Annotated in this window: 9 protein-coding genes; 6 read left to right on the forward strand and 3 right to left on the reverse strand. The window is 62.6% G+C overall.

Going from position 1 to position 13,099, the window contains the following annotated elements:
• The 6 genes from F6X39_RS10515 to F6X39_RS10540 form a co-directional block, all read left to right on the forward strand.
• The coding region (locus F6X39_RS10515) for a thiamine pyrophosphate-dependent enzyme (protein ID WP_262413853.1) at nucleotides 1–722 on the forward strand (722 nt) is incomplete at its 5' end.
• An 81-nt stretch (nucleotides 723–803) separates the two neighbouring features.
• On the forward strand, nucleotides 804–1,595 hold the full coding sequence (hyi, locus tag F6X39_RS10520) for a hydroxypyruvate isomerase (protein WP_187616570.1): 792 nt from the start codon (nucleotides 804–806) through the stop codon (nucleotides 1,593–1,595).
• A gap of 13 nt (nucleotides 1,596–1,608) precedes the next feature.
• Nucleotides 1,609–2,901: a glycerate kinase gene (locus F6X39_RS10525; RefSeq protein WP_187616571.1), complete on the forward strand. Its 1,293-nt coding sequence runs from the start codon at nucleotides 1,609–1,611 to the stop codon at nucleotides 2,899–2,901.
• A 1-nt stretch (nucleotide 2,902) separates the two neighbouring features.
• Entirely contained in the window at nucleotides 2,903–4,327 is a 1,425-nt protein-coding gene (gene pyk / locus F6X39_RS10530) for a pyruvate kinase (RefSeq protein WP_187616572.1), read from the forward strand.
• A gap of 429 nt (nucleotides 4,328–4,756) precedes the next feature.
• Nucleotides 4,757–5,434, forward strand: coding sequence for a heavy metal response regulator transcription factor (locus F6X39_RS10535; RefSeq protein ID WP_187616573.1), 678 nt, complete (start codon nucleotides 4,757–4,759; stop codon nucleotides 5,432–5,434).
• Nucleotides 5,434–6,894, forward strand: a complete 1,461-nt coding sequence (locus F6X39_RS10540; protein ID WP_187616574.1) for a heavy metal sensor histidine kinase — start codon at nucleotides 5,434–5,436, stop codon at nucleotides 6,892–6,894. The genes F6X39_RS10535 and F6X39_RS10540 overlap by 1 nt, the downstream gene beginning before the upstream one ends.
• Nucleotides 6,895–6,910: 16 nt before the next feature.
• Here the strand turns inward: F6X39_RS10540 and F6X39_RS10545 are convergent, their stop codons facing one another.
• Genes F6X39_RS10545 through F6X39_RS10555 form a run of 3 tightly spaced genes read right to left on the reverse strand, consistent with a single transcriptional unit; the run spans nucleotide 6,911 to nucleotide 12,932 of the window.
• The gene (locus F6X39_RS10545; RefSeq protein ID WP_187616575.1) at nucleotides 6,911–8,368 is read right to left on the reverse strand and encodes an efflux transporter outer membrane subunit; all 1,458 of its coding nucleotides are present in this window, start codon (nucleotides 8,366–8,368) and stop codon (nucleotides 6,911–6,913) included.
• A 27-nt stretch (nucleotides 8,369–8,395) separates the two neighbouring features.
• Entirely contained in the window at nucleotides 8,396–9,673 is a 1,278-nt protein-coding gene (locus F6X39_RS10550; RefSeq protein ID WP_187616576.1) for an efflux RND transporter periplasmic adaptor subunit, read from the reverse strand.
• 19 nt (nucleotides 9,674–9,692) lie between these two features.
• On the reverse strand, nucleotides 9,693–12,932 hold the full coding sequence (locus F6X39_RS10555) for an efflux RND transporter permease subunit (RefSeq protein WP_187616577.1): 3,240 nt from the start codon (nucleotides 12,930–12,932) through the stop codon (nucleotides 9,693–9,695).
• Nucleotides 12,933–13,099 lie beyond the last annotated feature (167 nt).

The following is a 13,099-nucleotide window of genomic DNA, read 5'->3' on the forward strand; positions in this document are numbered from 1 at the left end:
GCCAGCAACGCAAGCGCACGATGCTGCGCAAGACGCACTTCGACAACGTGCCGATGAAGCCTCAGCGCGTCTACGAAGAGATGAACCAGGTGTTCGGCCGCGACACGTGCTACGTGAGCACGATCGGCCTGTCGCAGATCGCCGCCGCGCAATTCCTGCACGTGTACAAGGCGCGCAACTGGATCAACTGCGGCCAGGCCGGCCCGCTCGGCTGGACGATTCCGGCGGCGCTCGGCGTGCGCGCGGCCGATCCGCAACGGCCGATCGTCGCGCTGTCGGGCGACTACGACTTCCAGTTCATGATCGAGGAGCTCGCGGCCGGCGCGCAATTCAAGCTGCCGTACGTGCATGTCGTCGTGAACAACTCGTACCTCGGGCTGATCCGCCAGGCACAGCGCGCGTTCGAAATGGACTACTGCGTGCAGCTCGGCTTCGAGAACATCAACTCGCCGGAGACGAACGGCTATGGCGTCGATCACGTCGCGGTGGCCGTTGGTCTCGGCTGCAAGGCGATTCGCGTGTTCAAGCCGGAAGAGCTGAAGCCGGCGCTGCAAAAAGCGCAGTCGATGCTCGCCGAGTTCAACGTGCCGGTGATCGTCGAAGTGATTCTCGAACGCGTGACCAACATCTCGATGGGCACCGAGATCGATGCGATCAACGAGTTTGAAGAGCTCGCCGTGACACGTGCCGATGCGCCGAGCGCCGTCAGCCTGTTGGATTGAGTTCGACGGGGCATCAGCCGGGCGAACCTTCCGTTCGCCCGGGATCCGCTATACAACTGACCGACCAGAGAGAAAGGGACCATGCCGAAATTTGCAGCCAACCTGACCATGCTGTTCAACGAAGTCCCGTTCCTCGAGCGCTTCGCCGCGGCGGCAAATGTGGGCTTCAATGCGGTGGAGTTTCTCTTTCCGTACCCGTACAAGATTGCCGAACTGAGCGACCGTTTGCAGCAAAACCGCCTCAAGCTTGTGCTGCATAACCTGCCCGCCGGCGACTGGGATGCCGGAGAACGCGGCATCGCGTCACTGCCGGATCGCGTGAGCGAGTTCCAGGATGGCGTCGGCCGCGCGATCGAATACGCGAAAGCGCTGAAGGTGCCGCAACTGAACTGTCTGGTCGGCATTCGGAAGGGCGTGGACGCGGACAAGACGCGTTCGACGATTGTTGACAACCTGCGCTTCGCCGCCACTGCGCTGAAGCTGGAGGGCATCAAGCTGCTCGTCGAGCCGTGCGACTCGTATGATATTCCAGGCTTCGCGTTGAACCGTCCGTCGGAAGCGTTGGACGTCATCCGCGCCACCGGCTCGGACAATCTCTTCCTGCAGTACGACATCTATCACATGCAGAGGACGGAAGGCGAGCTAGCGGCGACCATCAAGAAGAACCTGCCGTTGATCGCGCATATCCAGCTTGCCGACAACCCGGGCCGCAACGAGCCCGGCACCGGCGAAATCAACTACCCGTTCCTGTTCGAATTCCTCGATTCGCTTGGCTATGGCGGCTACATTGGCTGCGAATACAAGCCGCACACGGCGACTGCAGAAGGCCTGGGCTGGCTGAAAAGCATCGACCGATCGTCCTATGCCAAATGAGCCTCATACCGCAATGAAGAACGAGCCACGCGAGTTGCTTAACAAAATGTTTTCGGCTGCTGTGGAAGCTGCTCAGCCGTCGCGATGTATAGCGCCGTTTCTGCCACCGCCGCCAAAGGGCAGGACGATTGTAATTGGCGCGGGAAAGGCATCGGCTTCGATGGCCAGTGCGCTCGAGAAGATTTGGCCTGGTGAACTGACGGGCATGGTGGTAACACGATATGGGTACGCGGTCCAATGCGGCCGGATCGAGATAGTCGAAGCAGCGCATCCAGTTCCCGATATTAACGGCTTGCGCGGAACCCGGACCATCCTCGACCTGGTAAGTGGCCTGACCGAAGACGATCTCGTAATTTGCCTTATGTCTGGAGGTGCGTCATCGCTGCTGTCTTTGCCGCTTGATCCATTAACCTTGGAAGAAAAGAAGGATATCAACCGTGCGTTGCTTAATTCGGGCGCAGCGATTAGCGAAATCAACTGCGTTCGTCGCCACCTCTCGGCTGTAAAGGGAGGGCGTCTTGCTGCCGCATGTTATCCGGCGCAACTATTAACGCTGTTGATCTCGGATGTGCCCGGTGACTCGCCGGTCGATATCGGATCCGGCCCAACTGTTGCTGACCCATCGACCTGCGCGGACGCGTTGAACATTATCCGACGCTACGGCATTGCGATGCCACTGGCCGCCATGCAAATCCTGGAGAGCGGGGCGGGAGAATCGATAAAGCCGGGTAACCCCTCTTTGGCGAGTTCTGCTTATCAGATAATCACCGCCCCACAGATTGCGCTTGAGGCTGCGGCGGAGGTTGCGAAGGCTGCAGGGATTCCTTGCTACATATTGAGCGACCGGATAGAAGGTGAGGCACGAGATGTCGGGAAGGTCATGGCGGGAATGGCTCTCCAGGTCGCCCGACGTAATCAGCCCTTTAAGGCGCCATGTATTTTGCTCTCCGGCGGCGAGACCACTGTGTCGGTGAAGGGCGACGGGCGTGGTGGACGAAATGTCGAATTCCTCTTGTCGTTTGCCATTGCCCTGGAGGGGGAAGATGGGGTGCATGCAATCGCCTGTGATACCGACGGTGTTGACGGTCGGGACGAGATAGCAGGGGCCTTTATCTCACCCAATACGTTAGACCGTGCCTGGAAGAGTGGGATGAACCCACAGGCGAGTCTTGATAACAACGACGGCCACACCTTTTTCGGAGGGCTTGGGGACTCGGTCATTTGTGGGCCGACGCTGACGAATGTGAATGACTTTCGCGCTGTTCTAGTACTTCCGAAAAGCGCTGACCATCAGCAGGAGAATTGAAATGAAGCGGTCTCGCAATGCAAAAATCGTCGCGACTCTTGGTCCGGCCAGCTCAGAAAGTGGAATGATCCAGCGGCTATTCGATGCTGGCGTTGACGTATTCAGGCTGAATTTCAGCCACGGGAGCCACGAAGACCACTTGCAACGGCTTTCCGCCATCAGAAACCTCGAAAAGGAATCCGGTCGGCCGATCGGCGTCCTCCTGGATTTGCAGGGACCGAAGCTTCGGCTTGGAACATTTCAGGCCGGAGCGGTCGAGCTTTCGGTCGGCCAAAAGTTTCGGCTCGACCTGGATCCGACACCGGGCGATAGCGAACGCGCGCCTTTGCCGCACCCTGAAATTTTTGCGGCAATCGAAGCAGGCTCAGAGTTGTTGCTCGATGACGGCAAGGTGAAGCTGCGTGTAGAAGCGAAAGGCAGTGACTTTGCCGAAACCTCCGTCATCGTCGCAGGTCGGATCTCGGACAGGAAGGGTGTCAACGTTCCAGGCGCGATGCTGCCTATATCGCCGCTTACCCGCAAGGATCGTGAGGACCTTTCGTTCGGGCTCGAGAACGGGGTCGACTGGGTTGCACTCTCATTCGTGCAGCGCCCGGAAGACATTGACGAAGCTCGTGCCATCATCGGCGATCGGGCGTGGATCATGGCGAAGCTTGAGAAGCCGCTTGCGATTGACCATCTCGACGAAATCATTGAGCGTTGCGATGGGATTATGGTGGCACGGGGAGACCTTGGGGTGGAACTGCCTGCGGAACAGATCCCCGAATTGCAGCGGCGAATCGTCCGGAGTTGTCGGGAAGCCGGAAAGCCCGTCATCGTCGCAACGCAGATGCTCGAATCGATGACAAATTCGCCGGTTCCAACGCGAGCGGAAACGTCCGACGTGGCGGGCGCTATTTACATAGGCGCGGACGCTGTCATGCTTTCTGCAGAATCGGCTAGTGGAAGATTTCCGTTGGACGCGGTGTCTGTCATGAATCGGATCATTGAACGGGTCGAACGCGATCCCGAGTATCGAACCGGAATCGATGCGTCACATACCAAGGCGCAGTCAACAACGGCAGACGCAATTTGTTGCGCCTTACGGCAAGTCGTTCGGATAATCGGGCCCGCAGTTACCGTGACGTACACATCGTCGGGATTCACGAGCCTTCGTGCGGCTAGAGAGCGGGTATCCACAGCGATTATAGCGATGACACCTTCGGTGTTGATCGCTCGCAGACTCGCCCTTGTTTGGGGTGTCCACGCGTTGCCGTTTAGAAACGCACACGACGTCGGCGAGATGATCGAACTCGCTTGCGAAGCGGCAGCGAGCGAAGGCTTTGCGCGTCAAGGTGATTTGGTGGTGATTGCAGCGGGATTGCCATTTGGGGAATCAGGGACGACCAATCTCCTGCAAATTGCTAAGCTCGATGCAATGGCGTGAGCGTTAAGTTGGGTAACGGGTCTATTTTAGTAGCGCACGCTTAAAAGTAATGTAGTCAGCCCGTTACCCTCGGCGGTTTCAATTAGGCATTCGCCGCGGTCACTTTTTCGAAGGAACCATGGGCACTATCGTAGATATCATCGGTCGAGAGATTCTCGATTCGCGAGGCAACCCCACCGTCGAGTGCGACGTGCTGCTCGACGTCCGCTGACGATCAGGCAAATAGTCGCCAAGCCGTTTGATCGTTGATATCCGGCCGCCGGTAAGGTGACCCTGAGTACGTCAACCGGTCAGCAAACTGCGGGTGTCCATGTTCAACGGGACAGCAGGCATGGCCGGTGGCTGTGCGAACGCACATTACCGGATCGTAATCACCGGCCGGAGTGCTTGACGGTATGATTTGATGGTCAACGCAAAGCGGAGCGACCGATGCGAATCCTGGTGATCGAGGATGAGCCAAAAACAGCGGCCTATCTGAAGAAAGGTCTGGAAGAATCCGGCTACGCGGTCGACGTCGCGAACGACGGCCCGCAAGGGCTGATCCTCGCCCAGGAAGAACAATACGACGTGATCGTGCTCGACGTGATGCTGCCCGGCATGGACGGCTGGACCGTCGTCAAGACGTTGCGCAGTACGCGCGCCACGCCGGTGCTGTTCCTCACCGCGCGCGACGACATCGACGACCGCGTGCGCGGCCTGGAGCTCGGCGCGGACGATTACCTCGTCAAGCCTTTTGCGTTCGTCGAACTGCTGGCGCGCGTGCGTACGCTGGCGCGTCGTGGCCCGCCGCGCGAAAGCGAACTGATCAAGGTGGGCGACCTGGAGATGGATGTGAACCGCCGCCGCGTCAAGCGGGGCGGCACGCGCATCGATCTCACGCCGCGTGAATTCTCGCTGCTGCAACTGCTCGCGCGGCGTCAGGGTGAAGTGCTGAGCCGCACGCAGATCGCGTCGTATGTTTGGGACATGAATTTCGACAGCGACACCAATGTGGTCGAGGTCGCGATTCGCCGGCTGCGCACCAAGATCGACGACAACTTTCCCGTCAAGCTGATTCACACGGTGCGCGGCGTCGGCTATGTGCTCGAATTGAAGGACACTGCTTGATGCGCGTCCGCTCGCTTGCCGCGACGCTCGCGCTTGCCTTCGGCGCCACGACGCTGGCGGTTTTCGTGCTCGTCGGCAGCTTTCTGTATCTCGCGCTCGAAAAGCAGATCAAGACGCAGGACAATCTCGACATCGTGCTTGCCGCGCGCCACGCACGGCGGCTTGCCGAGGAGCTGGAGACGTCGAAGGGCATTCGCGAGCATAGCGACCGTTTGATCAGCATCGTGCTCGGCAACCAGGCCATGTCGATGGAAGTATTCGATCCCGATGCCAACCGGGCAGTCGAACACAACATCGCCGAGACTTTTGCCGTGCCCAATGCGGCCAGCGGCGCGGCGACGCTCGCCGCGTTGCCGCCGCTTGCGCGCGTTGCGGATTCGGCGCGTATCACCGAGGCCGATATCGGCGAGTGGACCGGCCGCAACGGCGCGCCGATTCGCGGCATTCTCACCGACGCGCGTCTACGCGACGGCGAAACGGCGAGCGTGCTGGTGGCGCGCAACATGAGCGACCGCTGGCTGCTGCTGGACCGTTACCGCGACAAACTCCACATGGCGGGCGTGGCCGGCGTGATCCTGGCAATGCTGCTGGGCTATCTGCTGATTCGGGCCGCGCTGCGGCCGCTGCGCGATATCGCGGCAAGTGCGGGCCTCGTCACGGTGAATCGCCTCCATACGCGGATCACGGTGGCGCGCGTGCCGAGCGAACTCGAGGCGCTGGTGGTGTCGCTGAATGCGATGCTCGCACGTGTCGACCACGGGTTTCAGCGTCTGTCGCGTTTCACCGCCGACCTCGCGCACGACATGCGCACGCCGCTCAGCAACATGCGCGGCGCCGCCGAAGTGGCGCTCGCCCGGCCGCGTTCCGTCGATGAATACGAGTCGCTGCTCGCCTCGAATCTGGAAGAGTGCGACCGGCTGTCGAGAATGATCGAGAACGTGCTGTTTCTGGCGCGCGCGGAACATCCGCAGTTCGTCAAGCACATGCGTGAGTTCGATGCGGCGCAAGAGTTGAGCCATATCGCCGAATACTTCGAAGGGATTGCCGAAGAGGCGCTAGTGCGCGTGCGGGTCAGCGGCGCAGCCAGCTTGACGGCGGATCTCGAACTGTTTCGCCGCGCGGTGAGCAATCTGCTGGCCAATGCCATTCGTTATACGCCGCAAGGAGGCGAGATCGTGCTGGACGCGAGCGCATCGGCCGACGCGGTGCGCGTGACCGTGTCGAATGAAGGGCAGCCTATTGCCGCCGAACACCTCGATCGGATTTTCGACCGCTTCTATCGGATCGATCCGTCACGCAGCTCGCTGCCGTCTTCGGGCTTGTCGCGAGGCTCGACGGGATCGACGGGGCTCGGGCTTGCGATCGTGCGCACGATCATGGAGCTGCACGGCGGCTCGGTGCATGCGCAGAGCGATGCACGGAGTACGCGCTTTGTACTGGTATTTCGGCGGGGCGGGTGAAGGGTATCCAGGGGGCTTATGCAGACCCGGCCGCACGCTTGCCCTCATCACCCCACGTCCCACCCAACGCCTTCAACAACAACACACTCGACTCCAACCGCCGTGCGGCGATCTGATCGGCGACACGCTGATTCGTCAACGCAATCGTCTGCGCCGTGACCACGTCGAGATAGCTGACCGCGCCCGCGTTGAAACGGTTCGTCGTGAGCCGCAACGACAGTTCAGCGGCCGTGGTGGCGCGCTGCTGGCTGGCGGCTTCGTCGGCAAGGGAATGCAAGGCGGACAGATTGTCCTCGACCTGCTGGAACGCCACCAGCACCGACTGGCGATAGTCCGCGACTGCGCCGTCGTATTGCGCCGTCGCGCCGTGCAGAGTGGCGCGGCGCTTGCCGCCGTCGAACAGTGTGCCGGCCAGTTGCGGGCCGAGCGACCAGAACAGACTCGGCGCACTCAGCCAGGGTGCGAAAAAGGTACTTTCCAGTCCCGCGCTCGCCGACAGCACCAGATCCGGGAAGAACGCCGCCTGCGCGGCGCCAATCTGCGCATTGGCCGACGCCACGCGCCGTTCGGCGGCGGCGATGTCGGGGCGACGCTCCAGCAATTGCGACGGCAAGCCGACCGGAATCGCGGGCGGTGTGACAGCCGAGCCGTTTGGCGGCAGCGCGAAGCTCGAAGCCGGCTCGCCGGTCAGCGTGGCAATCGCATGCTGCAGTTGTGCGCGCGTCACGTCGATGTCGGTGTCCTGCGTGCGCGTCGCTTCGAGTTGCGTCGTGGCCTGGGCAACCGCGGACGCATCGATCGCACCGTTTTTCAGCTGCTGCTGCAGCAGTTTCAACGCGGCCGCGTAGGCGGTCACGCTGTCGTCGAGCAGCTTCTTCTGCGTGTCGAGCGAGCGCAGGGAGAAATAGTCGACGGCGAGATCCGCGCTCATCGACAGGCGGACGCCTTCGAGGTCGGCTGCGCTCGCCTGGGCGTCGGCCTGCGCACCGTTCACGCTATCGCGCACGCGTCCGAACAAATCCGGCTCCCAGCTCGCCGACACGCCCGCCGAATAGTCCGGCACGGTCTTGCCCGCGAGCGATTTGCCTTCGACATTCTGTGAGGTCCGCGAGCGATCCTGCGCGACACCAGCGGTAATCGTCGGGAAAAAGCCGGCGCGCTGATAGTCCACCATCGACCGCGCTTGCTGGACCTGCGCGACCGCCTTGCGCACGGTCTGGTTCGACACGTCGATACGCGCTTCGAGTTGATTCAGCACCGGATCGTTGAAGATCGTCCACCATGGGCCGCGCGGCGTAGCGTCAGCCGGTGCGGCCTGCGCCCAGCCGGGTGCGGTGCCCGCATACTGCGCGGGAATCTCGGCGCTCGGGCGCTGATAGGAGGGCAAGGTCGAGCACGCGCTGAGCAGCGCGCCGATCATCCCGGCCACGAGCGTGCGGTACAGCCGCGGCCGTGAAAGAGACAGAGAAACCATCAGTGAATCCTTTCTGTGACGATGCACTTAGCCAGGCATGGCCGGCGCGATCTGCACGATCTGGCCGGTGTTCAGCGAATCGCCGGGGTTGTCGATCACGCGGTCGGTGGCGGCGAGGCCTGTCGTGATTTCCACGTGCGTGCCGAAATCGCGGCCGATATGCACGGTCTTGAGCAGCGCCCGGCCGTTGCTATCGACCACGGCGACCGTCACGCCGTCCGGCCGGAACAGCAAGGCGCTGACAGGCAGGTCGAGCGCCGGCGTGGTCGATCGCAATTGCAGATGCACCTGCGTGTAAGCGCCGGGCATCAGCGCGCCATCCTTGTTATCGACGTCGATCTCGACGCGCAGCGTGCGGCTCGACGGATCGATCGAATCGGTGCTGCGCGCCACCTTCGCGGCGATGCGACGGCCCGGATACTGCTGGGCGGTGAGATACACGCCGGTCGCCGGCGTGACGTAGGGCGCGTCGTTCTGCGGCACATCGACGAAGACACGCAGCACGCCGGTCTGCTGGATGTGGAACAGCTCGCCCGACATGCCCGCGGTGCCCGGCGTGCCGCCCGCCGTGACCAGTGCGCCGACGTCGACGTTGCGCGCAGTGATCACGCCGTCGAACGGCGCGGTGATCTTCTCGTATGAGACAAGCTCGGCCAGATGCGCGACGTTCGCCTGCGCCGACGCGAGCATCGCGCGGCGCGCTTCCATGTCGCTGACCTTGGTGTCGACGTCTTGCTGCGCGACCGATTGCGTTTTCAACATCTGCTGCCAGCGCTGCGCGGTGGTCCTGGCGAACTCGAAATTGGCCTGCGCCGTGGCTTCGTCGGCGCGGGCCTGGCGCAGTTGCGCATCCAGTTCGGGGGCTTCGATTGTCGCGAGCGTCTGACCGCTTTTCACCTGTGCACCGATGTCGGTGTTCCAGTGCGCCAGATAACCGCTGGTGCGCGCATAGATCGACGCTTCCGCGAACGGCGTAACCGCGCCGGGCAGCAACAGTTCGTGGACGGCCGGCGCGGCGCGCGGTGTGACGACCGAGACATTGAGCATGCTTTGCGCCTGGGTCTGTTGCGTGAGCGCGGCACTGGCGCGCAGACGCGGCACGATGCCGACGATCAGCAAGGCCGCGGCAAGTCCGGTCAACGCAAGCGGCCAGATGCGGCGGCGCGCGTTCGTGCTGGCGGCCGCTGCCGGCGTGGCGCCGGCATGCTGGGTTTCCTTGGCGCTATGCAAACGCGCGGTGTCGGCGGTCTCGGCGGACGCTTCTGACCGCTCGCCAAGCTCGGGCGGAAGGGATGAATCGTTCATGGGCAAGGTCTCGTCGGAATCAATGAGTGCGGGCGGGAACGCCGGATTCTTGCGTGTCAATGCGCGCCGCGCGGCGTTTGTCGAGCCATGCATGCACCATCCCGTAGACGACCGGGACGAACAGCAGGGTCGACACCGTGCCGAGCGCGAGGCCGCCGATCACGGCGCGTCCGAGCGGCGCGTTCTGTTCGCCGCCATCTCCGAGGCCGAGCGCCATCGGCAGCATCCCGATCAGCATGGCGAGCGCCGTCATCAGCACTGGACGGAAGCGGCTGAAGCCGGCTTCGAGCGCGGCCCGCAGCGGCGGCTTGCCGCCGCGGTGAAATTCGCGCGCGGTGTTGATCACGAGAATGCTGTTGGCCGTGGCGATGCCGATGCACAGAATGGTGCCGGTGAGTGCCGGCACGCTCAGGCGAGTGCCCGTGCTGAACAGCATCCATGCGATGCCCGCGAGCGAGCCCGGCAAGCCGCTGATGATGATGAACGGGTCGAGCCACGACTGGAAATTGACGACCATCAGCAGGTAGACCAAGGCGATCGCAAACACGAGGCCACTCGCAAGACCGCTGAACGAGTCGTGCATCGCCTGCACCTGGCCGCGCATGACGATCGACGCGCCAGGCGGCAATTGCGGTCGGATCTGATCGACGAGCCGGGTCACGTCCGCCGCCACGCCGCCGAGGTCGCGTCCTTGCGCCGACGCGAAAATGTCGAGCACCGGCTGCACGTTGTAGTGCGAGACGACGGCTTGCTGGGTGACGCGTGTCAGTGTGCTCAACGCGCCAAGCAGGTTTTGCGGTGCCGGACCGCCCGTGTTTGCGGCCGTGGTCATCACGCTGGACCCGGTGCCTCCGGTTTGCGCGACCGGAATGTTGGCGAGCGCCTGCAACGAGTTGATGTCGTACTGCGGCATCATCGCCATCAGCGGATAGCTCACGCCGTTGTGCGGATCGAGCCAGAAATTCGGCGTGGTCTGTGAACTGCCGGACAGCGCGATCAGCAGGTTCTGCGACACGTCGCGTTGCAGCAACCCGGCCTGAATCGCCCGTGTGCGGTCCACGTTGACGTTGATCGCGGGGGCGTCGCCGGGTTGTTGAATGCGAGCGTCGACGAGACCGCGCACGCCGCGCAGTTGCGCGAGCAGGCGGTTCGCCACGGCGCGGTTGGCGTCGAGCCGGTTGCCGACGATCTGGATATCGATCGGCGCGGGCAGCCCGAAGTTGAGTATTTGGCTGACGATGTCGGCGGGCAGAAAGGCGAACGTGACACCGGGGAAATCCCTGGCGAGCGTCGTGCGCAGTCTCGCCACATATTGAGCGGTCGGCTTGTGCTTCGCCGCGAGGGTGATCATCACGTCGGCGTCTTCCGGGCCGATCGGGTCCGATGAGTCGTAGGTCAGATTGATCCCGCTCACCGGCACGCCGATATTGTCGAGCATCGCCGAGAGTTCCTGCTTCGGAATGATGCTGCGCACACGGGCTTCGACTTCGTCGGTGAGGCGCGCGGTGTCTTCGATACGCGTGCCGGTCGGCGCACGCAGATGCAGGCGGATCTCGCCAGTATCGACGGCGGGGAAAAAATCGCGGCCCGCAAACGGCACCAGCGCGAGCGAGCCGATGCATAACAGCAGGAAGATCGCGATGAACCGCCGCGGACTCGCTATCGCCGCGCCGAGCACGCCGCGATAGCGTTCGCGCAGCCGCTCGAAGCGATGTTCGAAGGCGGCCTGAAAGCGGATCAGGCGCGCGATCGGTCCACTGCCCGTCACCAGCGCGTTGCTGCGTGTGCGCATGAGGTACATCGCGAGCGTCGGCACCAGGGTGCGCGAGAAAAAGTACGACGCGATCATGGCGAACACCACCGCCTCGGCGAGCGGCACGAACAGATAGCGCGCCACGCCTGAAAGCAGAAACATCGGCACGAACACGATGCAGATCGACAGCGTCGATACGAACGTCGGCACGGCGATTTCGCCGGAACCGTTCAGGATCGCGTCGTGCAGCGGCTCGCCGTTCTCCAGATGATGCGTGATGTTTTCGATGGCGACCGTGGCGTCGTCGACGAGAATCCCTACGGCGAGCGCGAGGCCGCCAAGCGTCATGATGTTGATGGTCTGGCCAAGCGCGGACAGCGCGATCAGCGAGGTCAGCACCGCGAGCGGAATCGACACCGCGATGATCAGCGTGGCGCGCCAACTGCCGAGAAAGAGCAGGATCATCAAAGCGGTGAGGGCGGCGGCGATCAGCGCTTCGCGCGCCACGCCCACGACGGCCGACTTCACGAACACCGATTGATCCGACAGCGCGGTGATGTGCAGCGCGCTCGGCAGGCCGGCCGCGATATGCGGCAGCATCGCCTTGACCTGCTGGATGATGGTGAGCGTCGACGCGCTGCCGGACTTTTCGATGGTAAGAAGCGCGGCGCGTTTGCCGTCGCTGCGCACGATGTTGGTTTGCGGCGCGTAGCCATCGCGCACATGCGCGACGTCGCGCACATACACCACGCCGCCCGCCACCGTCTTGATGGGCAGATCGTTGAGCGCGGCTACGGTGTCCGTGCTGCCGTTCATCTGCACGTTGTATTCCTTCGTGCCGATCTTCGCGGTGCCGCCAGGCAGGATCAGGTTCTGTGCGTTGACAGCGTTGACCACGTCGAGCGGCGCGAGGCCTTTGGCTTGCAATGCGCGCGGGTCGATATCGACCATGATCTGCCGGACCTTGCCGCCGAACGGCAGCGGCACCGACGCGCCTTGTACCGTCGCCAGTTGCGTGCGGATCTGGCTGTTGCCGAGGTCGTAGAGCTGCTGTTCGGAGAGCGTGTCGCTGGAGAGGCCGAGTTGCAGGATCGGCACCGTCGAGGCGTTATAGGTAATGATGTTGGGCGGCAGCGTGCCGGGCGGCAGCACGCGCAGGATCGATGCGGAGTTCGACGCTGCCTCGGCGATCGCGCGATTGATGTTCGCGCCCGGATGGAAAAAGATCTTCACCACCGAGACGCCGTTCAGCGACTGCGACTCGATATGCTCGATGTCGTCGACGTCCGAGCTCAGCGCGCGCTCGTAATTCGATGTGATGCGATTGGCCATGTCCTGGGCAGAAAAGCCGTTGTACGTCCAGACGATGCTGACCACCGGGATATTGATGTTCGGGAAGATATCGGTCGGCGTGCGCGAAATGGAAAGCGGCCCGACGATAAGGATCAGCAGAGCCAGTACCACGAATGTGTACGGGCGGCGCAGGGCAAGCCTCACAATCCACATGACGAATTCCTGATAAATAGCAAATAGAGTTGCCCGACCCAAGGCTCGCGCAGTAAAACTGCTGCTTGAATTCAGGCCTAGTCTGGAGTATGTGTGGGCCGTGCTTACCGGTTCCGGTCAGCCACAATACAAGTCTGTCATCTGCCGGATAACCGGACGCGGTTCGG

It is taken from the genome of Paraburkholderia sp. UCT2, from assembly GCF_014397665.1.
In the GTDB taxonomy this organism is placed as follows: Bacteria; Pseudomonadota; Gammaproteobacteria; order Burkholderiales; family Burkholderiaceae; genus Paraburkholderia; species Paraburkholderia tuberum.

Bases quoted from the DNA above. Each gene is read 5' to 3' on its own strand.
- hyi (WP_187616570.1), top strand. From the start codon at position 804: ATGCCGAAATTTGCAGCCAACCTGACCATGCTGTTCAACGAAGTCCCG.
- F6X39_RS10525 (WP_187616571.1), top strand. From the start codon at position 1,609: ATGAAGAACGAGCCACGCGAGTTGCTTAACAAAATGTTTTCGGCTGCT.
- pyk (WP_187616572.1), top strand. From the start codon at position 2,903: ATGAAGCGGTCTCGCAATGCAAAAATCGTCGCGACTCTTGGTCCGGCC.
- F6X39_RS10535 (WP_187616573.1), top strand. From the start codon at position 4,757: ATGCGAATCCTGGTGATCGAGGATGAGCCAAAAACAGCGGCCTATCTG.
- F6X39_RS10540 (WP_187616574.1), top strand. From the start codon at position 5,434: ATGCGCGTCCGCTCGCTTGCCGCGACGCTCGCGCTTGCCTTCGGCGCC.
- F6X39_RS10545 (WP_187616575.1), bottom strand. From the start codon at position 8,368: ATGGTTTCTCTGTCTCTTTCACGGCCGCGGCTGTACCGCACGCTCGTG.
- F6X39_RS10550 (WP_187616576.1), bottom strand. From the start codon at position 9,673: ATGAACGATTCATCCCTTCCGCCCGAGCTTGGCGAGCGGTCAGAAGCG.
- F6X39_RS10555 (WP_187616577.1), bottom strand. From the start codon at position 12,932: ATGTGGATTGTGAGGCTTGCCCTGCGCCGCCCGTACACATTCGTGGTA.